Source organism: Streptomyces sp. NPDC048623, from assembly GCF_040650755.1.
Taxonomy (GTDB): domain Bacteria; phylum Actinomycetota; class Actinomycetes; order Streptomycetales; family Streptomycetaceae; genus Streptomyces.
This window is the reverse complement of record NZ_JBEZHV010000006.1, coordinates 223046-245887: the sequence shown is the minus strand read 5'-3', so window position 1 is coordinate 245887 and position 22842 is coordinate 223046. Positions and strand designations below refer to the sequence as shown.

The window sequence follows — 22842 nt, the reverse complement described above, 5'->3', positions numbered from 1 at the left end:
CCCGCTCCGGCGCCCGCCGTCGCCGTCAGGGACCGCCGAGGATCGCGACGGCCTCGGCGAGGTCCGCGTGCGCCGGTACGAAGCTCCCCAGCGCGACGGAGAACATCGCCCGGTCGGTCAGCGCCCGGGCCAGGCGGACCGAGTCCCCCGGCAGCTGCCGGGCGAGGTCGACACCCTCGTCGAAGAACGGCCCGAGCCGCTCCCGCAGCCGGTACGGACGGTCCCCGTCGCGGCTCACCACGCGCACCGCGATCCTGCGCCGGACGTCCACCAGTTCGGGCAGCCGCCCGTCCGCGCCCAGCCGGGCCGCCCGCTCCTCCAAGGCCGGCAGCTCGTCGAAGAAGGCCTTCCGTGTGTCGACCGCCCAATGGAGGACGACGCTGCCGAACGGCGGCCTCGGGTCCTCGGGCGTGGCGGCCGGCTCGTCCGCCCGCCCCGAGAGCGTGAACAGGGTGACCCAGGAGGACAAGCCGCTGCTCCAGGACCTCGGCTCACCGTGCGCCGCGAGCCCGGAGAACACCGTCAGGGCCTCCTGTCGTGCCGCCGCGGCCTCCTTCGGACGCCCGGCGGTGTCGTACATACGGGAGTGGTGCACCAACTCCCAGGCGAAGCCGCCCAGTGGCGACTCCTGTCCGGCGGCCTTGCGCCGGGTCTCCTCGACCAGTTCCCCGAACACCTCCAGCGCTTCCCCGTGCCGTCCGGCACCCTCCAGTGCGGCCGCCCATGCGGTCATGTCCCAGAACGAGGGCACCGCTGGGCCGCTCCGGGCCACCTTCCCGCACAGCTCCGCCGCCTCCGCGAACCGCCCCTCCTCGGCCAGCGCACGCGCCAGGCGCTCGCCCTGCCCGGCCCCGGCCAGCTCCTCGCAGACCGCGCGGCCCTCGGCCCGCCGTCCGAGCGCGAACAGGGCCCGCTGCCGGGCATCCAGTGCGCGGCGCAGGCGTTCCACCCGGCCGGGCACGTCGTCCGTGATCCGCCGCGCGGCCCCGACCGCCTCGGTGGCGAGCGACAGATCCACCCGCGGGTCCCGGCTGCGGTAGGAGGCCAGCAGCAGTCCGTCGACCAGCTTCGGCAGATACGCCTTCGGACTCACCTCCGCGAGCACCCGGTACGCCAGGACCTCCTCCCAGTCGCTCAGCCGCCCGCTCCCCAGCAGCAACACCCGCGCCCGCAGCACCGCGTCGTGATCGATGTTCCCCATGTCCCCCCTGTTCTCCGAGTGATGCACGACGGAGATTCTGGGAGTCGGCGGGCGGACCGGACAAGGCTCGCGAACTGTGCGTTCCGTCCTACGAAAACGGCCGCTGACCTGTCATGATGGTGACGTCTTCACCCCGACGGGAGGGCGGGCCGGTGCCGGACGCGAGCGAGGCTCTCGACGCGGGCGAGGTCCCCGACGTCTTCGACCCGCGGATCTACGCCGCCGGCATCCCGCACGCACGTTTCCGCGCCCTGCGCGACCGCCGGCCCGTCGCCCGGCAGGAGGAGCACGAGGTCCTGGGCTGGCCAGCCGGGCCCGGCTTCTGGGCGGTCACCCGGCACGCCGACGTCGTACGGGTCCTCAAGGACGCCGGCACCTACTCCTCGCACCTCGGGGCCACTCAGATCCGCGATCCCGACCCGGCCGACCTGCCGTTCATCCGGCGCATGATGCTCAATCAGGACCCTCCGCATCACGGGCGGTTGCGCCGCCTCGTCAGCCGCGCCTTCACACCCGGCCGGATCGAGCGGTTCGCCGCCACCGCCCGCGAACGGGCCCGCGAACTCCTCACCGTGGCACGGGAGTCGGGTACCGAAGTGGACCTCGTACGGGCCGTCACCGACGAGTTCGCCCTGCTCAACCTCACCGATCTGCTCGGCGTGCCCGCCTCCGACCGGGGCCTGCTGCTCGGCTGGACCGAGCGGGTCATCGCGTACCAGGACCCCGACGAGCCGCCCGTCCTCGACGCCGAGGGGCGGCCGGTCAACCCCCGCTCACCCGCGATGCTCGCCGAGATGTTCGCCTACGCGCAGCAGCTCGCCGCGCACAAGCGGGCGCACCCCGCCGACGACCTCATGACGGCCCTGGCCGGCTCCGAACTGCGCGACGCCGAACTGGAGATGTTCTTCTTCCTGCTCACCGTCGCCGGCAACGACACCGTCCGCGGCGCCGCACCCGGCGGTCTCCTCGCCCTCGCCGAACACCCGGACCAGCAGCGGAGGTTGTGGCAGGGCGAGGTGTCCATGGACACCGCCGTCGACGAACTCCTGCGCCTGCACCCGCCGGTCCTGTCCTTCCGCCGCACCGCCGCCCGGGACACCGAGCTCGCCGGGGTGAAGATCGCCGCAGGGGACAAGGTCGTCGTCTTCCACGCCTCCGCCAACTTCGACGAGCGCGCCTTCGCCGACCCCCACCGGGTCGACCTGGCCCGTACGCCCAATCCGCACGTCTCCTTCGGCGACGGACCGCACGTCTGCCTCGGCGCGCACTTCGCCCGGCTCCAGCTGCGGGTCCTCTACGAGGAGGCGCGCGCCGTACTGCCCGGCCTCGCGCCCGCCGGGCCGCCCCGGCGCCTGGTGTCCAACTTCATCAACGGGATCAAGTCGTTGCCGGTGCGGCTTGAGGCGTGCGCGCCGCGCGTGTGATGTCGGCGACCAGCTCGACCACATCGGGGCCGTACGCCTGCGAGTTGACGACCTTCAGCAGCAGCACGAAGGTGCCGTCCGTCCCGTACCTGGCGGCCAGTGCCTGGTGGTGGCGGGCCAGATGGCGCGCCGCGGCCTGATTGGTGACCGCCGCCTGTCCGCAGAGCAGGAACACCGGCCGCCCGCCCTCGCCGCGGGTGAGGCGCGCGAGGACGACGTACTCGCTGACGCCCCACACCGGACGGTAGGTCTCGCCGCCGACGGTGAACATCGCGCGGTCCTCGATCGGCTCGGACTCGACGTTCACCGTGAGGCCCGGCAGCAGATTCGGCAGATGCGCGGCCATGCGCCGGTTGGAGTAGGGGCCGCCGATGCAGAACTCGGCTATCTCGCCCAGACCCTGACGGGCCGTGTCGTGCTGCACGATCCGGGGCCGGGCGCCGCAGTCCTTTATCAGCGCGGACAGTTCGAGGAGCGCGGACACGTCGGTGGCGTGCACCCCGCGTTCGCTGCCGGCCAGGCGGTTCACCACGAGCAGGCACTCGGAGCCGCCGGGAAGCCCGAAGAAGGCCTGCTTGCGGCGCAGCCGGCGGCGCCAGAAATAGGTGCGGGTCAGCCAGCCGAGGGAGCCGCTGACGCCGGTGGCCAGGACACCGAGCACCACGTTGCGCAGGTCTTCGTTCATGGGCGCGCATGCTAGCGGGGAAGCGGTCGGTTGTTCGAGACCGCCCCAAGGGCCGGGCCCGGACACGGCCCGGGCACGGCCTGGACGCGGTCCTGACGGATCGTGCGGCCAGAAGTTACGCTGCGCGGACCGGCGTTGACTGGAGGTAGGGATGCACGGGCGTTTGCGACGTTCTGCCGTACGTCACGGATCGATCCTGGCCGTTGCCGCGGCGGTGCTCGCGGTCGGGGCCGCGGCCCCGCCGACGGTCGCCCGCCCGGCCCCCGGGGGATCGGCCCCGGTCAAGGAGCCCGTCGCCGCCGGCTGGGGCGGGGCCGTCGCGAGCGTCGACGCGGACGCGTCCGCCGCCGGCGTCGAGGTGCTCCGCAAGGGCGGCAACGCCGTGGACGCGGCGGTCGCGGTGGCCGCCGCGCTCGGTGTGACGGAGCCGTATTCGGCGGGCATCGGCGGGGGCGGCTACTTCGTCTACTACGACGCGAAGACCCGTACCGTGCACACCGTCGACGGGCGCGAGACCGCGCCCGGCTCCGCCGACGCGAACCTGTTCGTGGAGAACGGCGCACCCATCCCCTTCGAGGAGGGCATGACCAGCGGCCGCGGCGTCGGCACCCCCGGCACGCCCGCGACCTGGGCGACCGCGCTCGACGCGTGGGGCAGCAAGCCGCTCGGCAAGCTCCTCGAACCGGCCGAGCGGCTGGCCCGCGACGGCTTCACCGTCGACGCGACCTTCCGCGCGCAGACGGCGGGCAACGAGGCGCGCTTCCGGGACTTCCCGGCGTCCTCCGAACTCTTCCTGCCCGGCGGGCAGTTGCCGGTGGTCGGCTCGGTCTTCAAGAACCCCGACCTGGCCCGTACGTACGAGAAGCTGGGCCGGGAGGGCGTGGGCGCGCTCTACCGGGGCCCGCTCGCCCGGGACATCGTCAACACCGTGCAGCACCCGCCGGTACGGGCGGGTGCGACCCGGGTGGTCCGCTCGGGCGATCTGACGGAGCGGGACCTGGCGCGCTACGGGACGGTGCTGCGGCAGCCCACCAAGGTGTCCTACCGGGGCCTCGACGTGTACGGCATGGCGCCGTCGTCCTCCGGCGGCACCAGCGTCGGCGAGGCGCTGAACATCCTGGAGTCCTCCGACCTCTCCCGGGCCTCCCAGGCCGCGTATCTGCACCGCTTCATCGAGGCGAGCCGGATCGCCTTCGCCGACCGGGGCCGCTGGGTCGGCGACCCGGCCTTCGAGGACGTGCCGGTCCGCGGCCTGCTCTCGCAGCGGTACGCGGACTCCCGGGCCTGTCTGATCCGCGACGGGGCCGCGCTGACCAGCCCGCTCGCGCCGGGCGACCCGCGCGACCCCGCGCCCTGCGCCACCGGCGGGACGGCCGCCCCGACCACGTACGAGGGCGAGAACACCACCCACCTCACCGTGGCCGACAAGTGGGGCAATGTCGTCGCCTACACCCTGACCATCGAGTCCACCGGCGGCAGCGGCATCACCGTCCCCGGCCGCGGCTTCCTGCTCAACAACGAGCTGACCGACTTCTCCTTCGCCCCGGCCAACCCGGCCGTCCACGACCCCAACCTGCCCGGCCCCGGCAAGCGCCCGCGCTCCTCGATCTCCCCGACGATCGTCCTCGACCGCACCGGCCGCCCGGTCCTCGCCCTGGGCTCCCCGGGCGGCGCCACCATCATCACCACGGTCCTGCAGACCCTCACCGGCGTCGTCGACCGCGGCCTCCCCCTGGTCGACGCCATCGCCGCCCCCCGCGCCAGCCAGCGCAACCAGCCCACGACGGAACTCGAACCGGCCCTCTGGAACAGCCCGTTGAAGGCGGACCTGGAATCCATCGGCCACGCCTTCCGCCAGAACCCCGAGATCGGCGCGGCCACCGGCGTCCAGCGCCTCCCGGACGGCCGCTGGCTCGCCGCCGCCGAACCCACCCGCCGCGGCGGCGGCTCGGCGATGGTGGTCCGCCCGGCGCCGTAGCCCAGAGGGGCTAAAGGGCCGTCAGGACGCGCGGGCCGTCCGGGGTGATGGCGATCGTGTGCTCCGCGTGGGCCGCCCGGGAGCCGTCGAGGGTGCGGATGGTCCAGCCGTCGGCGGCCGTGTAGTGATGGTCGCGGCCGCCGGCGAGGAGCATCGGTTCGATCGCGATCGCCATGCCCGGGCGCAGCGGCATGCCCCGGCCCGGGCGGCCCTCGTTGGGGACGTCCGGGCCCTCGTGCATCGTGCGGCCCACGCCGTGGCCGCCGAAGCCGTCGGCGATGCCGTAGCCCGCCCGGCGGCAGACGCGGCCGACCGCGTGCGCGATGTCGCCGATCCGGTTGCCGACCACCGCCGCCGCGATGCCCGCCGCCAGCGCCTCCTCGGCCGTCTCGATGAGGCGGGTGTCCTCCGGGCGCGCCCGGCCGACCGTGAAGCTCACCGCCGCGTCGCCGACCCAGCCGTCGAGCACCGCCCCGCAGTCCGCGCTCACCAGGTCGCCGTCGGCGAGCCGGGTGCCGTCCGGGACGCCGTGCACGATCGCGTCGTTGACCGAGAGGCACAGCACCGCGGGGAACGGCACCGGCGCCCAGTCCGGGCGGTAGCCCAGGAAGGGCGAGCCCGCACCGGCCGCGGCGAGCACCTCCCGGGCCACGCCGTCGAGTTCGGCCAGGGTCACCCCGGGCGCCGCCTTGTCCCGTACGGCCTGGAGGGCCTGGGCCACCACCCGCCCGGCCTCGCGCATGAGCAGCAGGTTCGTTTCCGTCTTGATCTCCACCATGCCAATTACTATACCGGTATTAGAATGGGTCGCATGGTCCGTACACCCCTCACCCCCGAAGAGCGCGAGCGCGGCGAACGGCTCGGGCAGCTGCTGCGCGCGGCGCGCGGCGAGCGCTCCATGGCCGAGATCGCCGCGGCCGCCGGCCTCTCCGCCGAGACCCTCCGCAAGATCGAGACCGGCCGCGCCCCCACCCCGGCGTTCTTCACGGTCGCCGCGCTCGCCGGCGTCCTCGGCCTCTCGATGGACGAGCTCGTCACCCGCTGCGCCCTCGTCCCCCTGTAGGGCCGGCCCGGCGGCTCATGGCCGGGCCCGCCGAGTGGTCCCGGCGCGGCGGAGGGAGGACGCTGGAACCGAGCGCGTCCGGGTGTGCCGAGGGCGCACCGCTCGGAGCCCTCCGCCCGGTCGGGAAAGGTCGCGTCATGCGCATGCTGTTGAAGGTTCAGATGGACACGGCGGCCTCCAACGAGGCCATCAAGCAGGGCACCCTCCAGCAGACCATGGAGGCCGCGCTGGAGAAGCTGCGCCCCGAAGCCGCCTACTTCACCGCCGAGAACGGCTGCCGCACCGGCTATCTGTTCTTCGACCTGGCCGACCCGTCCGACCTGCCGGTCATCTCGGAGCCCTTCTTCATGGGGCTCAACGCCAAGCTCTACTACTCGCCGGCCATGAACGCCGACGAGCTGCGCAAGGGACTCAGTGCCCTCGGCCGTTAGGGCGTGTTCCGAAAACACCGGCGCACCGGCCGGGCCTGCCGGACCGCCGCGTAGCCTCGGGGGCGTGACCCCCGACACCAGGATCCCCGAAGAGCTGCGGCACGGCCGCTACGTCAGTCTCACCACCTTCCGCAGGAACGGCACCGGGGTCGCCACCCCGGTCTGGTACGCGGTCGACGGCGACGAGCTGTACGCCTGGACCCGCACCGACTCCTGGAAGGTCAAGCGGCTGCGCAACGACCCCCGGGTCGTGGCCGCCGTCTGCGACGTGCGCGGGAACATCCCCGAGGGCGCGGTACGGGCGGAGGGCACGGCCCGGCTCGTCACGGGGGACGAGCTGCGGCACGTACGCAGGCTGCTCTCCCGCAAGTACACCTGGCAGTTCTGGGCCGTCGACTGGCCCGCGACCCTCGCCCGGCTCGGCAAGCGCCCGCACACCGGCATCGTGGTGAGCTTCCCGCGCCGAGGCACGCCCGAAAACTCTGCGTAGCCGTCCCGTAACACTGGTGCGGTCCAATGCCCCTGGACCGAAGGGGCAGCGGAATGACGGTGCATCACATCCCGGCGGACATCGCCGCGTTCACGGGCTGGCTGAGCGGGCTCGCGGGCCGGCTCGCGCCGGGCGAGGGCTGGTACGGGGTCTTCGCCGCCCGCGACCCGGAAGGGATGCGCGCCTGCTTCGACGGTACGGACATCCTGCCCTGGGACGTCGCCGAGTCACTGCTCCAGGACCTCGGCGAGGCGGCCGACGGGCCCGGTGCGGTACGCGGCCGGGCCCTGCACCGGGCCGCGGCGGCCGCCCACGACCGGGCGCCCGGCGGGGCGGCGGCGCTCACCGAGCGGCGGGCCCTGATGGCGGCCGAGATCAGGTACGCGGAGCAGCGCATCCGGGAATTGAGCGGCCGGCCGGACCCCGACGGCGCCCTGTTCTGGGCCCGCGACGACCACGCCCGCGCCACCGCCCGGGTCGCCGAGCTCACCGAACGGCTCGACACCCTCGCCGGAGCCGGAGCCGGAGCCGGAGCCGGAGCCGGAGCCGGAGCCGGAGCCGGAGCCGGAGCCGCTGCGGCTGCCGGGACCGGGGTCGGGGCCGTACGACCTCCCGCCCCGCCAGAGCCCGTGCGGCGCCGTCCGCGCGGGGCCCGCTACGCGTGGCTCGCGGAGGAGGTGGAGGAGCCGGTGCCGCTGGGGGAGCCGGCGGCCGGGCCGGTCCCGGCGGCGCCGCCCCTGGCCCCGCCCCGTGGCGCCCGCTTCGCCCCCGTACCGGCCGCACCGGACCCCGCCCCGGCCCCCTCGTACGGCTCCGGCACGCCCGAAGACCCCGGCCGGGCCGCCCGCGCCGCCGGCAACGCCGTCCACGCCCTGCGCCGGCTGCGCGCCCAGGGCCGTACCGGCGAGGCGCACGCCCTGCTCTGCGAGGCGCTGGCCGGGCCGCCCGCCTGGCTGCCGGTGCTCGCCGCGGAACTGCGCGCCGCGGGGCTCGCCGCCGACTGGTCCACCCTGCTCTGGGAGGCCGCGGGGCTGCCGCCCGCGCGGCTCGCCGCCGTCGCGGCGGCGCTCGCCGACGCGGGCCGCACCGACGACCGCGACCGGCTGCTCCGCCAGGGCGCGGCCCGCCCGGTGGCCGAGCTCGCCGGGGCCTGTGCCGCGCTGCGCGCCGAGCGCCGGGAGGCGGAGGCCCGCGCCCTGCTCACCGCCTTCCTGCACGCCCGTACCCCCGAGGACGCCGCCGCCCTCGCGGCCACCGACCCCGCCGCCCTCGTCCCCGAGCTGCGCACCGCCGCCCGCGCCGTGCTCTCCCCGGCCGGTGAGCGCGACCTGCTGCACGCCTTCCGGGTCGCGGGCCTGGCCTGACCGGCGCACCGCGCCCGAACATCCGTGCCCGTACACGCGTCCACCCGTACCGGTACGTGTCGGTAGGTGTCCGACGTGGACCAGTCGGGTATGAAACATGATCGACTCCGCCACTTCACGGCGGTGGTCTTGCTCCGGGGTGAGACGGGGCTTACGTTCTCCATCTACGCATCGCGTCTACGTGCGTAGAGGCTCTCTGACGCCGCGCCGAAGGAGCAGCTCATGACCGACGTCGTACGCGCCGCGCTCGTCCAGGCGACCTGGACCGGCGACACCGAATCCATGATCGCCAAGCATGAGGAGCACGCCCGCGAGGCCGCCCGGCAGGGGGCGAAGGTCATCGGGTTCCAGGAGGTGTTCAACGCCCCGTACTTCTGCCAGGTGCAGGAACCCGAGCACTACCGCTGGGCCGAGCCCGTGCCTGACGGGCCCACCGTGCGCAGGATGCAGGAGCTCGCCCGGGAGACCGGGATGGTGATCGTCGTGCCCGTCTTCGAGATCGAGGGCGCGGGCTTCTACTACAACACCGCGGCCGTCATCGACTCTGACGGCTCCTACCTCGGCAAGTACCGCAAGCACCACATCCCGCAGGTGAAGGGCTTCTGGGAGAAGTACTACTTCCGCCCGGGCAACCTCGGCTGGCCGGTCTTCGACACCGCCGTCGGCAAGGTCGGCGTCTACATCTGCTACGACCGGCACTTCCCCGAGGGCTGGCGCCAACTCGGCCTCAACGGCGCCCAGTTGGTCTACAACCCGTCGGCCACCCACCGCGGCCTCTCCTCCTACCTCTGGCAGCTGGAGCAGCCCGCCGCGGCCGTCGCCAACGAGTACTTCATCGCCGCGATCAACCGCGTCGGCACCGAGGAGTACGGCGACAACGACTTCTACGGCACCAGCTACTTCGTCGACCCGCGCGGCCGGTTCGTCGGCGACGTCGCCTCCGACAAGGAGGAGGAACTCGTCGTCCGCGACCTGGACTTCGGCCTGATCGAACAGGTCAGGCAGCAATGGGCGTTCTACCGAGACCGCCGTCCCGACGCCTACGACGGGCTGGTGCAGCCGTGAACAGCCTCTACCACCGCCACCGCGCCGTCATCCCTGACTGGGTCGCCCTCTACTACCAGGACCCCATCGAGCTCACGCACGGCGAGGGCCGCTACGTCTGGGACGCCGAAGGGCGCCGCTACCTCGACTTCTTCGGCGGCATCCTCACCACCATGACCGCCCACGCCCTGCCCGAGGTCACCAAGGCCGTCTCCGAGCAGGCCGGGCGGATCATCCACTCCTCCACCCTCTACCTCAACCGCCCCATGGTGGAGCTCGCCGAGCGGATCGCCGCCCTCTCCGGCATCCCCGACGCCCGGGTCTTCTTCACCACCTCCGGCACCGAGGCCAACGACACCGCCCTGCTGCTCGCCACCGCCTACCGCGGCAGCAGCCAGATCCTGGCGATGCGCAACAGCTACCACGGGCGCTCCTTCTCCACCGTCGGCATCACCGGCAACCGCGCCTGGTCGCCCACCGGCCTCTCCCCGCTGCAGACCCTGTACGTGCACGGCGGCGTGCGCACCCGCGGCCCGTACGCCGCGTACAGCGACGAGCGGTTCATCGACGGCTGCGTGGCCGACCTCGAGGACCTCCTCGGGCACACCCACGACGTCGCCGCGCTCATCGCCGAGCCCATCCAGGGCGTCGGCGGCTTCACCTCCCCGCCCGACGGCCTCTACGCCGCCTTCCGCCGGGTCCTCGACCGGCACGGCATCCTGTGGATCGCCGACGAGGTGCAGACCGGCTGGGGCCGCACCGGCGAACACTTCTGGGGCTGGCAGGCGCACGGCCAGGCCGGACCGCCCGACATCCTCACCTTCGCCAAGGGCATCGGCAACGGCATGTCCATCGGCGGTGTCGTCGCCCGGTCCGAGATCATGAACTGCCTCGACGCCAACTCCATCTCCACCTTCGGCGGTTCGCCCGTCACCATGGCCGCGGGCCTCGCCAACCTCGGCTACCTCCTCGAACACGACCTCCAGGGCAACGCCCGGCGCGTCGGCGGCCTCCTCATCGAGCGCCTCCGGGCCGTCGCCGCCGGCGTCGACGCCGTACGCGAGGTGCGCGGCCGCGGCCTGATGATCGGCATCGAGCTCACCGAACCCGGCACCGACCGGGCGAACCCCGAGGCCGCGTCCGCCGTCCTGGAGTCGGCCCGGGAGAACGGCCTGCTCATCGGCAAGGGCGGCGGCCACAACACCAGCGCGCTGCGCATCGCGCCCCCGCTCTCGCTCACCGTCGCCGAGGCGGAGGAGGGCGCGGCCATCCTCGAACAGGCCCTGAGGTCCCTCTAGTTCGCGAACCCCTCCGCGAACCCTCTCGTCCGCAGGGAGAAGCCCCGTGAGCACCCGCACCCTGATCCGCGGCGGCCTGGTCGTCACCGCCGCGGACGAGACCCACGCCGACGTCCTGATCGAGGAGGGCCGCATCGTGGCCCTCGCCGCCCACGGCTCCGACATCGCGGCCGGCTGGACCGCCGACCGTACGATCGACGCCACCGACCGCTACGTCATCCCGGGCGGCGTCGACGCCCACACCCACATGGAGCTGCCGTTCGGCGGCACCTTCGCCTCCGACACCTTCGAGACCGGCACCCGCGCCGCCGCCTGGGGCGGCACCACCACCATCGTCGACTTCGCCGTGCAGAGCGTCGGCCACTCCCTCCGGGAAGGGCTCGACGCCTGGTACGCCAAGGCCGACGGCAACTGCGCCGTCGACTACGGCTTCCACATGATCCTCTCCGACGTGAACGAGCACACGCTCAAGGAGATGGACCGGCTGGTCCAGGAAGGGATCTCCTCGTTCAAGCTGTTCATGGCCTATCCGGGCGTCTTCTACAGCGACGACGGACAGATCCTGCGGGCCATGCAGCGCGGCGCCGAGAACGGCGGGCTGATCATGATGCACGCCGAGAACGGCATCGCGATCGACGTCCTGGTGGAGCAGGCGCTGGCCCGCGGCGAGACCGACCCCCGGTATCACGGGGAGGTCCGCAAGACGCTGCTTGAGGCGGAGGCGACGCACCGGGCGATCCAGCTGTCGCGGGTGGCGGGGGCGCCGCTGTACGTGGTGCACGTGTCGGCCGAGGAGGCGGTGGCGGAGCTGGCGGCCGCGAGGGACAAGGGCCTGCCGGTCTTCGGCGAGACCTGTCCGCAGTACCTCTTCCTCTCCACGGACAACCTGGCGGAGCCGGACTTCGAGGGTGCCAAGTACGTCTGCTCGACCCCGCTGCGGCCGAAGGAGCACCAGGCGGCCCTGTGGCGGGGCCTGCGGACCAACGACCTCCAGGTGGTGTCGACGGACCACTGCCCCTTCTGCTTCGTCGGCCAGAAGGAGCTGGGCCGGGGGGACTTCTCGAAGATCCCGAACGGTCTGCCGGGGGTGGAGAACCGGATGGACCTGCTCCACCAGGCCGTCGTGGACGGGCACATCTCGCGCCGCCGCTGGATCGAGATCGCGTGCGCCACGCCGGCGCGGATGTTCGGGCTGTATCCGCAGAAGGGCACGATCGCGCCGGGCGCGGACGCGGACGTCGTCATCTACGACCCGCACGCCACCCAGACCCTGTCGGCGGCCACCCACCACATGAACGTCGACTACTCCGCGTACGAGGGGAAGACGCTCACCGGCCAGGTCGAGACCGTCCTGTCCCGCGGCGAACCCGTCATCGAGCAGCGGAAGTTCACCGGGCGCGCCGGCCACGGCAGCTTCGTCCCCCGCTCCACCTGCCAGTACCTGAACTAGGAAGGCCGCACCCTTGGACTTCGGACTCGTCCTGCAGACCGACCCGCCCGCGTCGCAGGTGGTGGGACTCATGCGCCGGGCGGAGCGCAACGGCTTCCGCTACGGCTGGACCTTCGACTCCGCCGTGCTGTGGCAGGAGCCCTTCGTCATCTACAGCCAGATCCTCGCCAACACCACCAAGCTGCACGTCGGCACGATGGTCACCAACCCGGGCACGCGGACCTGGGAGGTCACCGCCTCCACCTTCGCCACGCTCAACGACATGTACGGCAACCGGACCGTCTGCGGCATCGGCCGCGGCGACTCCGCGATGCGGGTCGCCGGCCGCAAGCCCAACACCCTGGCCCGGCTCGGGGAGGCCATCGGGGTCATCCGCGACCTCGCCGAGGGCCGGGAGGCCGTCGTCGACGGCAACCCGATCCGGATCCCGTGGATCAAGAACGGGAAGCTGCCGGTGTGGATGGCGGCGTACGGGCCCAAGGCGCTCGCGCTCGCCGGGCAGAAGGCGGACGGCTTCATCCTCCAGCTCGCCGACCCGTTCCTCACCGAGTGGATGGTCAAGGCCGTCCGGCAGGCCGCCGCCGACGCCGGCCGCGACCCCGACGCGCTCACCATCTGCGTCGCCGCCCCCGCCTACGTGGGCGACGACCTGGCCCACGCCCGCGACCAGTGCCGCTGGTTCGGCGGCATGGTCGGCAACCACGTCGCCGACCTGGTCGCCAAGTACGGCGAGCACTCGGACATGGTCCCGGACGAGCTCACCGCGTACATCAAGGACCGGCACGGCTACGACTACTCCCACCACGGCCGCGCCGGGAACCCCGACACCGAGTTCGTCCCCGACGAGATCGTCGACCGCTTCTGCCTCCTGGGCCCGGCCGAGGCCCACATCGAGAAGCTGCGGCACCTGCGCGAGCTCGGTGTCGACCAGTTCGCCGTGTACGCGATGCACGACAACCGCGAGGGCACCATCGACGCCTACGGCTCCGACATCATCCCCGCCATCAACTCCTGATCCGCTGCCGAACCCCCCACGCCCCGCACGGCCTCGTTCCGTCCCCGAACGAAGGGTTCCGCCGCCATGACCGCCACCACCCCCTCCGACAGACCCGCCGACCCCGCCATAGCCGCCGCCCGCCGCGTCGAGCTCTCGCCCGGCGCGGCCGGCGCCGACCCGCGGTTCGTCAACGACGACCTGCTGCCGGTGCCCGTCGCCGCCCGCCGCTGGACCACCTACAACTTCGCCGCGCTGTGGGTCGGCATGGCCCACAACATCCCTTCCTGGCTCCTTGCCTCTGGGCTCGTCGCGCTCGGCATGGACTGGCTGCAGGCCGTCCTCACCATCGCTCTCGCCAACGTCATCGTCCTCGTGCCGATGCTGCTCACCGGGCACGCCGGCCCCAAGTACGGCATCCCCTTCCCGGTCCTCGCGCGCGCCTCCTTCGGGATGCGAGGGGCCAACCTGCCGGCGCTCGTGCGGGCCGGCGTCGCCTGCGCCTGGTTCGGCATCCAGACCTGGATCGGTGGCCAGGGCATCTTCATCCTGCTCGGCAAGATCTTCGGCGGCTGGTCAGAGGCGAGCCGGGTCGCGGGCCAGCCCTGGACGCTGTGGCTGTGCTTCGTCCTGTTCTGGGCCCTTGAGCTCGCCATCATCCACCGCGGCATGGACGCGCTGCGCCGCTTCGAGAACTGGGCCGCGCCTTTCGTGATCGTCGGCGCGCTGGTGCTCCTGGTCTGGGTCGCGGTCAAGGCGGGCGGGTTCGGCCCGCTGCTCGACCAGCCCTCGAAGCTGGGCTGGGGCGCCGACTTCTGGCCTGTGTTCTTCCCCTCCCTCATGGGCATGATCGCCTTCTGGGCGACGCTGTCGCTGAACATCCCGGACTTCACCCGCTTCGGGGCGGGCCAGCGGGCACAGATCTGGGGGCAGACTCTGGGGCTGCCGACGACGATGACCCTCTTCGCGCTGCTGTCCGTCCTGGTCACGTCCGGCTCGCAGGCGGTGTACGGGGCGGCGGTCTGGGACCCGGTGGCGCTCGCCGCGAAGACCGACAACGTCTTCGGTCTGCTCTTCGCCCTGGTCACCGTGCTCGTGGCGACCCTGTCGGTGAACATCGCGGCCAACGTCGTCTCGCCGGCGTACGACCTCGCCAACCTCGCCCCGCGGTTCGTCGACTTCCGCAAGGGCGCCCTGATCACCGGCGTCGTCGGCGTCCTGATCATGCCGTGGAAGCTGACCTCGACGCCCGAGCTGTACATCTTCACCTGGCTCGGTCTGGTCGGCGGACTGCTCGGTACGGTCGCGGGCATCCTCATCGCCGACTACTGGGTGGTCCGCCGCACCCGCCTCGACCTGGGCGGGCTCTACCGGGCCGACGGGCCGTACTGGTACCGGGGCGGCTGGAACCCGGCGGCCGTGCTCGCCTTCGCCGTCGGCGGGGTGCTCGCGGTCGGCGGCTCCCACTCCGCGCCCGGCGCCGGGCCGTTCCCCGAGGACGGACTGATCCCCTTCCTCAAGCCCCTCGCCGACTACGGCTGGGCGGTCGGCCTCACCGCGGCTCTGCTCCTGTACACCGCGCTCATGAAGGGACGGGGAGTCATCCCGTTGGCTGGCCGACCCCGGTGACGTAGATGCCGCTTCGCTCGCGGAGCAGCTGTGGTTCGGCGCAGCCACCTTGTCCAGCGAGAGCTCAGGCGCGGTTGCCGGCGAAGAGCTCGAGGTGGGCGCAGGTGGGGCAGCGGTAGGCGTCAATCTGCCAGGCGGGCTTGCCCATACGCCTGGCACCGCCGAAGGGGCCGCGTTCGAGGGCACCTTGGATCCAGCGGGTGTAGCCGCGGGAGCTCTGACCGGCGTCCTCGACGAAGCCGGGTTCGAGGCCGACGGTGCCGCAGTGGCTGCACCGGAAGGTGTTGTCCATGAACCGGAGTCTAGGCATGGGGCCGGCAGGTCCCGTCGGCGGGACGCCTCACCCAAGGCTGACAGAGAAGGCCACGAACTCGCCGAACCTCCGCCCGGCGTAGCCGCCACGGTCCCGGGCCGGCACGGTCGCCACGACCACGGGCAGTTCGGGCGTTCGCCCGCGACGTGGCCGAGCTGCTGACCCACCGGCACCCGGACGAGCCGTGGTGTCCGCGAGGGTCCTCTACCGGAGCCCGGTGGCGGTGGTGCGGCCGTCCGGGGAACTCCCGAGGAGCTCCGCCAGGCCTCGGCGGGTGGCGGCGATGACGACGCGGTCCTGGTGGTGCAGGACGTGGCCGGGGTGGAGGTCCCACAGGAGGGACTGGTGCTCGGGGTCGTGGCCGGTGTTGGCGAGGTCGGGGGAGCGGGCCTCGGGGCGCGCCGTGTCGAGGGCGAGGACGCGCCAGCCGCCCGGGCGGAAGGCTTCGGCGACGGTGCGGCCCTCGAACTGGGGGTGGCCGGCGACGGGGAGGGCGGCGAAGAGCAGGACCTTGCGTTCCACGGAGATGGCACCGAGGATCTGACGGCCCATCATGGCTCCCGCGAAGGCGGGAGCCGCCAGGTGGGAGACGCTGCGGCTGCGGGTGACGGCCTGCGGGTGCGCGGAGCGCAGGGTGCGGTAGACGGCGGTGGCGAAGTCGTCGTCGTACAGGCGGAGCGCCACCCGGAGGTCGCTCTTGAGCGCGCGGGCGGCGAGGGTGGCCTCCAGGTTGGTGGTGTCGGAGCTGGTCAGTGCGAGGAGGGCGGTCGCGCGGTGGACACGGGCCGCGCCCAGGACGCCGTCCTCGGTGACGTCTCCGAGGACCACGGGCACGCCCAGGGCGCGGGCCAGGGCGATGCCGCGGGCGTCGGGGTCCTGCTCGACGCAGACGACGGGGATGTCGAGCTCGCGCAGCCGGGTGAGCACGCGGGCCCCGACCTTGCCCAGACCGAGCAGCACGATGTGCCCGGACAGCCCGCGGGGCGGTCGGCGCAGGGCACCGGCGGTGCGGAAGGTGCCGAGGGCTTCCAGGGCGCCGGCCACGAGCAGGGGGAGCAGGGCGAGACCGGCGAGGCCGGAGAGGAGTTGCAGCACCTGGCGGGTGGGTGGTTCGTCGACGGCGGGATCGTTGATGGCGAACAGGTCGAGCAGGGTCAGGTAGGCGGCGTGCAGCACGTGCTCGTCGGTGAGCAGGGTGGTGGCCACCGTGAGGGCGAGGACGGCGGCGACGATCCCGGCGAGTGCCCAGCGCAGCCGGGCGGAGAAGACCTTCCCGAGCGGGGCGCCGCGCCGGGCCAGCCGGCGGGGAGGCAGGGCCGGCCCTTCGCGCCGTACCGCTTCCAGGACGACGGTGCCGCGAGCGGCGGAGCCGCGTACGGTGCGGTCGTCGGGGAGGAGGTCGGGGGCCGGGGCTCCGGCGTTGTACGAGCCTTCGAAGCCCGCCGGGTCGGCCGCGGTGGAGGAGAGCAGAGCGAGCGTGCACAGCCCCGGGTCCGGGACCTGACCCCGGTCGGGTGCGGGGTGTTCGGCGGCGCGCAGCAGCAGTCCGTCGGCCTGGACCACCTTGTTGGTGTCGGCGAGCGCGGTGGCCACCAGGGCCGGCGCGGCGGTGTCCGCGTCGGAGAGCACGGTCGTGGACGCGTCCAGGACGGCCCGGTCCAAGCCCGGTACGGCGACGAGGGCCGCCTGGTCGAGGAGCTGTTCCAGGTGCTGCCCCAGCTTGCGGTTGTACATGCGGACCACGAGCCGCAGACCGGGGCTGAGGCGGCGGGCGGCGAGCGCCGCCCTCAGGTTGGTCTCGTCGTCCTCGTACACGAGCGCCAGCGCGGCGGCCCGGTCGACCTCCGCGCGCAGCATCGCCTCGGTCGTGGGAGCCGGAGCCGTCACGACCCGAACCGGTACGACCGTCCTGCCGCTCAGCGTGTCGGTGTCCGTGGTGCCCGTGGTGCCTGTGTCGGCCGCCTCCTCGCCGGCGCGTTCGGCGGGCACGACGAGGACGACCCGCTGGCGGTAGACCTCCCGCAGTTCGATGGCGAGCCGGTGCGCCAGCCCGTCGTCACCGCAGACCACCATGTGCCCAGCGGTATGTGACGGTGCGGCACCCTGGTGGGGCAGCCCGCTCATGTCTTCCCCCGTGACGTCGAGATGTGTTGCGGTTGATCATCCCCCAGTCCACCGCCGGCCGACAGGGCGGAGCCGGAGCCGTGCCGGGGTGCTGAAGCTCGCGGCCCTTCGCGGCCCCCGGCGGCCGGCGGGTGCCGCACCACAGGCCGCCGTACGACAGGCCGCCGTCAAGAACTCGCCAGAAAGGCGTTAGGAACCTATAAAGTTGCGGTCGGTGTGCCGGGAAGTCTGGTCGGCGAGTTCTCTTCACGTTCCCGTGTTCTGACGACCCCGGTCAGGAGCCGCCGATGTCCGCCCGTGATCTCGCCGAGCCGTATCCGCACGTCGTGACCGACGACAGTGCCGTGGACGCGGTCCGGCTGCTGGCCGAGCACGATCTGCCCGCGCTCTTGGTGCTGGACCCCGACGGAGTCCCGTACGCCGCCGTGCCCGGTTCCCAGCTGGTACGCCAACTGGTCCCCGAGTACGTGATGGAGGACCCGCTGCTGGCCCCGGTGATCGACGACCGGCACGCCGAGGCGGTCGTCCAGGACCTCGTGGGCAGGACGGTGTCCGAGTGGCTGCCCGCCCGTACCTTCAAGCCGCCGTACGTCAGTCCGGATGCCGGGACGATGGAGATCGCGGCGGCCATGGCCCGTACCCACGTCCCCCTCGTGGCGGTGGTCGAGCGGGACGGTCGTACAAGCCGGCTGCTCGGGGTCGTCTCGGCGGCCGGGCTCATGCGGCACCTGCTCGCGTCGGGCGGCCGGGCGGGCGGACAGGCGTGAGCGACTGGCAGAGCTGGGCGTCGGTCGCCGTCTTCGCGGGCGTCTACCTCCTGATCGTCACGGAGTGGGTCCACCGGGTCGCCGCGGCCCTGGGCGGTGCTGCGCTGATGCTGGCCATCGGTGCCACCGACGACGTGTCCGCCTTCCACTCGGAGGAGACCGGCATCGACTGGAACGTCATCTTCCTGCTCATGGGCATGATGATGATCGTCGGTGTGCTGAAGCGGACCGGACTCTTCGAGTACCTGGCGATCTGGTCGGTGAAGCGGGCCAGGGCCCGGCCGTTCCGTGTCATGACGATGCTGGTCGTCATCACCGCCGTGGCGTCCGCCCTGCTCGACAACGTCACCACGGTGCTGCTGGTGGCCCCGGTCACGCTCCTGGTGTGCGAGCGACTGAAGCTGCCGGCCATGCCGTTCCTGCTCGCCGAGGTCTTCGCGTCCAACATCGGCGGCACCGCCACGCTCGTCGGCGACCCGCCCAACATCATCATCGCCAGCCGGGCCGGCCTGACCTTCAACGACTTCCTCGTGCACTTGGCGCCGCTGTGCGTGGTCCTGATAGCCGTGCTCGTCCTGCTGTGCCGCGTGATGTTCGCGAAGTACTTCGTCTACGACGAGGAGCGCGCCGCCGAGGTCATGGAGCTGCGAGAGCGCGAGGCCATCACCGATCCCCGCCTCCTGGCCCTCGGCCTGGGCATCCTCGGCCTCGTCGTCGCCGGCTTCGTCCTGCACCCGGTCCTGCGCTACGAGCCCAGCGTGGTCGCCCTGCTCGGCGCCGGCCTGCTGGTCGCCGTCTCCAAGGTGGAGACGTCCGAGGTCCTCGGCGAGGTGGAGTGGCCCACCCTCGCCTTCTTCGCCGGCCTGTTCGTCATGGTCGGGGCACTGATCGAGACCGGCGTCATCGGCGAGCTCGCGACCTCGCTCGCGGGGACCATCGGCGGCGCCGCACTCGGCGGATCCATGCTGCTGCTCGGCGGCTCGGCCGTGCTGTCCGCGATCGTGGACAACATCCCCTACGTGGCCACGATGGCGCCGATCACCGGCGAACTCGTCACCGAGATGGGCGGCGACCCCGACCACGTGATGTGGTGGGCCCTGGCCCTCGGCGCCGACCTCGGCGGCAACGCCACCGCGATCGGCGCCTCCGCCAACGTCGTCGTCCTCGGCATCGCCGAACGCAACCGCCAACCCATCGGCTTCTGGCAGTTCACCAAGTACGGCCTCGTCGTCACGGCCGCCACCATCGCCGTCTCCGCGCTCTACCTGTGGCTGCGCTACTTCGTCCTGGCGTGAAGCACCGGACGGATCCCGGGAACGGCATGGGGGGGAGCGGGATTCAGCCGATGATGGCGACGGGGCCGTCCCAGGCGTCCTGGTCGACGGTGATCGTGTAGCCGCCGCGGGTCTCCTTGCTGTTGACCAGGTACTGGTGGCCGCGGCTGTGGTTGGTGTACTGGGTGGCGCCCCACGGCCAGTCGGCGGTGGTGGTGTTCTGCTTGTCCCACAGCGCGTACCAGAGGTTGCCCGGCAGGTCGGTGCGGTCGGGCGCGGTGGCGACGGCCTTGGCGCTGGAGCTGGTGAAGCCGTAGAAGCCGCCGCGGTACGTCTTCGCACGCAGGGTCTTGGTGAAGGAGCGGACGTACGTGAGCACGGCGTCGTTGCACGCCTTGTCGGTGATGTCGTACGGCTCCATGTCCAGGAAGATCGGGCTGCCGGCCTTCATGCCGAGCGCCGAGGCCTTCGCCACCGCGTCGTTGGCGTCGCTCACGCCGAGCGAGGCCGCGGTGGAGGCCGTGAGCTTCTCGGGGTTGGCGCTGGTCTGGCACGGCGGCTGGGCGCCGACGTAGAGCGGGATGAGCTTCCAGCCCATCGTGTCGACCGACTTCACCCAGGACGCGGTGAGGTTCGGCTGGGCGCAGCCCCGGTTCCTGCCGCCGATGTACACCGCGGCGCCGCCGTAGAAGCCGTTGCTCTTCCAGGCCTTCATCGCCGCCGACGAGGGCGCCGCGCACGTGTCGAAGGCCCGGCCGGTGAACGTCTTCTGCGCGGGCCACACCGTGGCCGCCATCGAGGTCTGCGCCGCGACCACGGCCCCCACGACGGCGACGACGCCTCCGGTCGCCGCGGCGATGTAGCGACGCTTCTTCGACAGCCGATGGCCGGCCATGACCCCACCCCATTTTCATGAACGCGGCAGACCGCCGCCGTCAGCAGACCGCACTGTAGCCGCCCTCGCTCAGACCGGACGCCCCGCCCCGGCCGGGGCCGGCGACGACTGCGTTCCGGCCATGTGTGACGGGGGCCACAATCATGGAACGCCTTCCCGCTCGACCGCCCCATGAGGCATGATTCGAACGGGGCGTTACCTACCGGTAGGTAGTGACCATCCGACTTTCGCCACGTCGTTCTCCCGCACTGGAGGAGATGTTGTCGTCAACTTCCATCAAGAACGCCGTCCACGGGGACATCTCCGTCGGCACCGTGCTGACGTGGGCCAAGGCGTACTCCGACCAAGAGGTCCGCGACTACTACGAGTTGACGGGCGCACCGGCCGATTCGCTGCCCGAGCACCTGCCGTACGTACTGACCGTCGCCCCGCTGACCAAGCTGGGCGGTGATCTCAACTACCTTTCGCAGCGCATGGATTGGCGAGCGACCCGGCCGCTGGGGCGGAACGAGGAGATCGTCGCCGAGCTGGAGGTCACCCGCCTGGAGCCGACCGCCGGGATGACCAAGATCGCCTTCGACGCACGCATCCGGTGCGGGGACGAGGTCGTCATCACCGGCCGCAGCAAGGGCCTCATCGTCAGCGCGTGACCCGCAAGCCCACCACGTGAAGCGCTTCAAGAGAACGGATGGTTCTGCCGTGAGCACCACCACCCGCACCACCACGCGCACGTTACGCGCCGAGGACATCGACGTCTGCGCTCGCCTCACCGGCGACCTGGGCGCGCACCACATGGGCGGACACGGCGACCGCCGGATGGCCCAGGGGGCGCTCACCCTCTCCGTGGTTCCCCTGCTCGCCGAGCCCGGGGTGCACATGCGAGACCTCTCCCTCACCTTCCTCGCCCCCGTCTACGCGGGCGACACCGTCACCGCGACCGTCCGCGCCACCGAGGCTGAGGCCGGGGCCGCCACCGAGGCCGGTGAAGTGGCCGCCGAGACCGCGGAGCTGCCCGCGGACCACGCGCTGCTCACCTGCGAGATCACTGTGGTCAACGGCGCCGGGACTCCCGTGCTGACCGGCACCGGCATCGCCGAACTGCCCCGCACGATGGCCGACGGCCTGCTCGACACCCCGGCGCAAGAGGGGAGTTGACCGGTGACCGCCGCATTCCGCGCCAATGACGTCAAGCTGCTCACGCCCGAGGTCTTCGCCGACCCCTACCCCACGTACGCGCTGCTGCGCGAGCACGATCCGGTGCACTGGGACGAGCAGCTCAACGGCTTCCTGCTCACTCGCTACGACGACGTGAACGCGGCGATCCGCGATCACGAGACCTTCTCGTCCCGGCGCATCCACCTGCTCGCCGCTCGTGGCGGGGCCAACCCGTCCCCCGCGATGCAGCGCTTCCTCTCGCTCGCCGAGCAGTGGATGTGGATGCTGGACCCGCCCCAGCACACCCGGGTGCGCAAGCTGATGAACCAGGGCTTCAGCCCGCGCGACGTACGGCTGCTCGAACCGCGGGTGCAGGGGATCGTGACCCGCCTCGTCGACGCCATGCTGGAGAAGACGGACGGCTTCGACCTGATTCCCGACCTCAGCTACGCGGTGCCCGCCGGTGTGCTCCTCGCCCTCTACGACCTTCCCGACGACGACGGTCCGCTCATCACCCAGTGGTGCGACACCATCAAGGTCTTCCTCGGCGGCGCCCCCGACCTGGTCGGCACGCAAGGACCGGCGGTCCAGTCGCTGCAGCAGATGATGGAATACCTGGGCGCGGTGATCGCCGAGCGCAGGAAGAACCCCAAGGACGATCTGATCTCCCGCCTCGTGCAGGCCGAGGAGGACGGCGAGCGGCTCGGCGACGAAGAGCTCTGCTCGAACCTGCTGCTGCTGTTGGTGGCCACGTACGAGACCTCCGTCGACATGATGGGCAACGGGCTGCGCGGGCTCCTCACCCAACGGGACCAGTGGGAGCTGATCAAGGCCCAGCCGCAGCTCATCCCGGCCGCCGTGGAGGAGATCCTGCGCTGGGACGGCCCGGTGCAGCTCACCCACCGCCTGGTCACCCGCGACATCGAACTGCACGGAACGCCCGTCAAGGCGGGCCAACTCGTCTACCTGGTACGGGGATCGGCCAACCGTGACCCGGCGCACTTCACCGACCCCGACCGATTCGACGTGACCCGCACCGAGACCGGGCACGTGGCACTCGGCACCGGCGTGCACTTCTGCATCGGGGCCGGCCTGGCCAGACTGGAAGGGGCCTGCGTACTCGGGGAGTTGATCCGCAGGACACCCGAACTCGCCCTGGACGAGACCCGCCCGTACCGCTGGCGCGCCGACAACCTGCAGTTCCGCGGACTCGCGACACTGCCCGCGACGGCCGGCGGTCAGGCACCGGCATAGTTCCCGGCA

At 72.3% G+C, this 22842-nt stretch carries 22 protein-coding genes; 16 read left to right on the top strand and 6 right to left on the bottom strand.

Going from position 1 to position 22842, the window contains the following annotated elements; genetic code table 11:
- Window positions 1–25 precede the first annotated feature (25 nt).
- The gene (locus AB0C73_RS11860; RefSeq protein WP_362527762.1) at window positions 26–1201 is read right to left on the bottom strand and encodes a hypothetical protein; all 1176 of its coding nucleotides are present in this window, start codon (window positions 1199–1201) and stop codon (window positions 26–28) included.
- Between the two features lie 152 nt (window positions 1202–1353).
- On the opposite strand from AB0C73_RS11860, the gene AB0C73_RS11855 reads away from it, so the two are divergent.
- On the top strand, window positions 1354–2625 hold the full coding sequence (locus AB0C73_RS11855) for a cytochrome P450 (protein ID WP_362527760.1): 1272 nt from the start codon (window positions 1354–1356) through the stop codon (window positions 2623–2625).
- Here the strand turns inward: AB0C73_RS11855 and AB0C73_RS11850 are convergent.
- Window positions 2579–3310 (bottom strand): hypothetical protein, encoded by a 732-nt coding sequence (locus AB0C73_RS11850; protein ID WP_362527758.1) that lies wholly within the window; start codon window positions 3308–3310, stop codon window positions 2579–2581. The two genes, AB0C73_RS11855 and AB0C73_RS11850, sit on opposite strands and share 47 nt — an antisense overlap.
- A 163-nt stretch (window positions 3311–3473) precedes the next feature.
- Here AB0C73_RS11850 and ggt point away from each other — a divergent pair, with 163 nt between their 5' ends.
- A complete protein-coding gene (ggt, locus tag AB0C73_RS11845) occupies window positions 3474–5288 on the top strand; it encodes a gamma-glutamyltransferase (RefSeq protein ID WP_362527756.1) in 1815 nt (604 codons plus the stop codon).
- A 10-nt stretch (window positions 5289–5298) separates the two neighbouring features.
- Here the strand turns inward: ggt and map are convergent, their stop codons facing one another.
- Window positions 5299–6066 carry a type I methionyl aminopeptidase gene (gene map / locus AB0C73_RS11840; protein WP_362527754.1) on the bottom strand — a complete coding sequence of 256 codons (768 nt, stop codon included), beginning with the start codon at window positions 6064–6066 and terminating at the stop codon, window positions 5299–5301.
- Between the two features lie 33 nt (window positions 6067–6099).
- On the opposite strand from map, the gene AB0C73_RS11835 reads away from it, so the two are divergent.
- From AB0C73_RS11835 to AB0C73_RS11795, 9 genes are all read left to right on the top strand, one after another.
- Complete coding sequence (locus AB0C73_RS11835) at window positions 6100–6351, top strand: helix-turn-helix transcriptional regulator (RefSeq protein ID WP_362527752.1); 252 nt, start codon at window positions 6100–6102, stop codon at window positions 6349–6351.
- A gap of 137 nt (window positions 6352–6488) precedes the next feature.
- Entirely contained in the window at window positions 6489–6782 is a 294-nt protein-coding gene (locus tag AB0C73_RS11830; RefSeq protein ID WP_362527750.1) for a hypothetical protein, read from the top strand.
- A 64-nt stretch (window positions 6783–6846) separates the two neighbouring features.
- Window positions 6847–7272, top strand: a complete 426-nt coding sequence (locus tag AB0C73_RS11825; protein ID WP_362527747.1) for a PPOX class F420-dependent oxidoreductase — start codon at window positions 6847–6849, stop codon at window positions 7270–7272.
- A 53-nt stretch (window positions 7273–7325) separates the two neighbouring features.
- Window positions 7326–8636 (top strand): UL36 very large tegument protein, encoded by a 1311-nt coding sequence (locus tag AB0C73_RS11820; protein WP_362527745.1) that lies wholly within the window; start codon window positions 7326–7328, stop codon window positions 8634–8636.
- Between the two features lie 222 nt (window positions 8637–8858).
- Window positions 8859–9701 carry a nitrilase-related carbon-nitrogen hydrolase gene (locus AB0C73_RS11815; protein WP_362527743.1) on the top strand — a complete coding sequence of 281 codons (843 nt, stop codon included), beginning with the start codon at window positions 8859–8861 and terminating at the stop codon, window positions 9699–9701.
- Entirely contained in the window at window positions 9698–10978 is a 1281-nt protein-coding gene (locus tag AB0C73_RS11810; protein WP_362527742.1) for an aspartate aminotransferase family protein, read from the top strand. The genes AB0C73_RS11815 and AB0C73_RS11810 overlap by 4 nt, the downstream gene beginning before the upstream one ends.
- A 46-nt stretch (window positions 10979–11024) precedes the next feature.
- Complete coding sequence (gene hydA, locus AB0C73_RS11805) at window positions 11025–12428, top strand: dihydropyrimidinase (RefSeq protein WP_362527739.1); 1404 nt, start codon at window positions 11025–11027, stop codon at window positions 12426–12428.
- A gap of 13 nt (window positions 12429–12441) precedes the next feature.
- Entirely contained in the window at window positions 12442–13443 is a 1002-nt protein-coding gene (locus tag AB0C73_RS11800) for a TIGR03842 family LLM class F420-dependent oxidoreductase (protein WP_362527737.1), read from the top strand.
- A 66-nt stretch (window positions 13444–13509) separates the two neighbouring features.
- Window positions 13510–15051 carry an NCS1 family nucleobase:cation symporter-1 gene (locus tag AB0C73_RS11795; protein ID WP_362527734.1) on the top strand — a complete coding sequence of 514 codons (1542 nt, stop codon included), beginning with the start codon at window positions 13510–13512 and terminating at the stop codon, window positions 15049–15051.
- A 64-nt stretch (window positions 15052–15115) separates the two neighbouring features.
- Here the strand turns inward: AB0C73_RS11795 and AB0C73_RS11790 are convergent, their stop codons facing one another.
- The gene (locus AB0C73_RS11790; protein WP_362527731.1) at window positions 15116–15343 is read right to left on the bottom strand and encodes a hypothetical protein; all 228 of its coding nucleotides are present in this window, start codon (window positions 15341–15343) and stop codon (window positions 15116–15118) included.
- A gap of 225 nt (window positions 15344–15568) precedes the next feature.
- A complete protein-coding gene (locus tag AB0C73_RS11785; protein WP_362527729.1) occupies window positions 15569–17437 on the bottom strand; it encodes an NAD-binding protein in 1869 nt (622 codons plus the stop codon).
- A gap of 338 nt (window positions 17438–17775) precedes the next feature.
- Here AB0C73_RS11785 and AB0C73_RS11780 point away from each other — a divergent pair, with 338 nt between their 5' ends.
- Both AB0C73_RS11780 and AB0C73_RS11775 read left to right on the top strand, forming a co-directional pair.
- Window positions 17776–18255, top strand: a complete 480-nt coding sequence (locus tag AB0C73_RS11780; RefSeq protein WP_362527726.1) for a CBS domain-containing protein — start codon at window positions 17776–17778, stop codon at window positions 18253–18255.
- A complete protein-coding gene (locus tag AB0C73_RS11775; RefSeq protein WP_362527723.1) occupies window positions 18252–19550 on the top strand; it encodes an ArsB/NhaD family transporter in 1299 nt (432 codons plus the stop codon). Before AB0C73_RS11780 ends, AB0C73_RS11775 begins: the two co-directional genes overlap by 4 nt.
- A gap of 43 nt (window positions 19551–19593) precedes the next feature.
- On the opposite strand, the gene AB0C73_RS11770 is transcribed toward AB0C73_RS11775, so the two are convergent.
- On the bottom strand, window positions 19594–20424 hold the full coding sequence (locus AB0C73_RS11770) for a glycoside hydrolase domain-containing protein (protein ID WP_362527721.1): 831 nt from the start codon (window positions 20422–20424) through the stop codon (window positions 19594–19596).
- 257 nt (window positions 20425–20681) lie between these two features.
- Here AB0C73_RS11770 and AB0C73_RS11765 point away from each other — a divergent pair, with 257 nt between their 5' ends.
- Genes AB0C73_RS11765 through AB0C73_RS11755 form a run of 3 tightly spaced genes read left to right on the top strand, consistent with a single transcriptional unit; the run spans window position 20682 to window position 22833 of the window.
- Window positions 20682–21074 carry a hypothetical protein gene (locus tag AB0C73_RS11765; protein ID WP_362527719.1) on the top strand — a complete coding sequence of 131 codons (393 nt, stop codon included), beginning with the start codon at window positions 20682–20684 and terminating at the stop codon, window positions 21072–21074.
- A gap of 49 nt (window positions 21075–21123) precedes the next feature.
- Complete coding sequence (locus tag AB0C73_RS11760; RefSeq protein ID WP_362527716.1) at window positions 21124–21579, top strand: hypothetical protein; 456 nt, start codon at window positions 21124–21126, stop codon at window positions 21577–21579.
- Between the two features lie 3 nt (window positions 21580–21582).
- Window positions 21583–22833, top strand: a complete 1251-nt coding sequence (locus tag AB0C73_RS11755; RefSeq protein WP_362527713.1) for a cytochrome P450 — start codon at window positions 21583–21585, stop codon at window positions 22831–22833.
- Window positions 22834–22842 lie beyond the last annotated feature (9 nt).

Excerpts from the sequence above, each read along its gene's own strand:
- AB0C73_RS11860 (WP_362527762.1), bottom strand. The coding sequence starts at position 1,201 with ATGGGGAACATCGATCACGACGCGGTGCTGCGGGCGCGGGTGTTGCTG.
- AB0C73_RS11850 (WP_362527758.1), bottom strand. The coding sequence starts at position 3,310 with ATGAACGAAGACCTGCGCAACGTGGTGCTCGGTGTCCTGGCCACCGGC.
- map (WP_362527754.1), bottom strand. The coding sequence starts at position 6,066 with ATGGTGGAGATCAAGACGGAAACGAACCTGCTGCTCATGCGCGAGGCC.
- AB0C73_RS11835 (WP_362527752.1), top strand. The coding sequence starts at position 6,100 with ATGGTCCGTACACCCCTCACCCCCGAAGAGCGCGAGCGCGGCGAACGG.
- AB0C73_RS11830 (WP_362527750.1), top strand. The coding sequence starts at position 6,489 with ATGCGCATGCTGTTGAAGGTTCAGATGGACACGGCGGCCTCCAACGAG.
- AB0C73_RS11820 (WP_362527745.1), top strand. The coding sequence starts at position 7,326 with ATGACGGTGCATCACATCCCGGCGGACATCGCCGCGTTCACGGGCTGG.
- AB0C73_RS11815 (WP_362527743.1), top strand. The coding sequence starts at position 8,859 with ATGACCGACGTCGTACGCGCCGCGCTCGTCCAGGCGACCTGGACCGGC.
- AB0C73_RS11795 (WP_362527734.1), top strand. The coding sequence starts at position 13,510 with ATGACCGCCACCACCCCCTCCGACAGACCCGCCGACCCCGCCATAGCC.
- AB0C73_RS11790 (WP_362527731.1), bottom strand. The coding sequence starts at position 15,343 with ATGGACAACACCTTCCGGTGCAGCCACTGCGGCACCGTCGGCCTCGAA.
- AB0C73_RS11785 (WP_362527729.1), bottom strand. The coding sequence starts at position 17,437 with ATGGTGGTCTGCGGTGACGACGGGCTGGCGCACCGGCTCGCCATCGAA.
- AB0C73_RS11780 (WP_362527726.1), top strand. The coding sequence starts at position 17,776 with ATGTCCGCCCGTGATCTCGCCGAGCCGTATCCGCACGTCGTGACCGAC.
- AB0C73_RS11770 (WP_362527721.1), bottom strand. The coding sequence starts at position 20,424 with ATGGCCGGCCATCGGCTGTCGAAGAAGCGTCGCTACATCGCCGCGGCG.
- AB0C73_RS11765 (WP_362527719.1), top strand. The coding sequence starts at position 20,682 with ATGTTGTCGTCAACTTCCATCAAGAACGCCGTCCACGGGGACATCTCC.